This window comes from Helicobacter pylori FD535 (assembly GCF_000296015.2).
In the GTDB taxonomy this organism is placed as follows: domain Bacteria; phylum Campylobacterota; class Campylobacteria; order Campylobacterales; family Helicobacteraceae; genus Helicobacter; species Helicobacter pylori_CT.
The window spans coordinates 1-475 of record NZ_AKHP02000059.1 but is presented as its reverse complement, the minus strand read 5'-3'; the positions used below and the strand labels follow the sequence as shown (position 1 = coordinate 475).

Below are 475 nucleotides of genomic sequence, written 5' to 3'. Positions count from 1 at the left end.
CGGCCAATAAAGGCTCATCGCCCACATACACAGGGAGTTTAACCATATCGCTTAAATACTTGTCTAAGCCCTTAATCAAAGCCCCACCGCCGGTAAGCACCACGCCATTTTGCACAATGTCTTTAGCTAGATCCGGCTTCACTTCTTCAAGCACGCTCCTTAAAGCGCTAGAGATTTCCCTCACCTGATCTTTAATGGCTTCAAACACGTCATCAGAGCTCAATTCAATCGTGTGTAACAACCCGCTCACTTGATCCCTCCCTGACACTTCCATCGTGAGAGGCGGATCCAATTTGATCGCGCAACCGATTTCAATTTTAATCTCTTCGCCGGTGCGCTCCCCTATCAACAGATTGAATTTCTTGCGGATATATTCCACGATGCTTTGATCCAATTTATCCCCAGCCACTCTAATGCTTTTAGAAATGACTAACCCCCCAAGACTGATCACGCCAATTTCAGTCGTGCCTCCGCC

Annotated in this window: 1 protein-coding gene; it reads right to left on the bottom strand. The window is 47.4% G+C overall.

Annotated features, from left to right (window positions below):
- Positions 1 to 475 (bottom strand): rod shape-determining protein (locus DV63_RS16125; protein WP_020982478.1); only part of this gene is annotated, 475 nt, incomplete at both ends.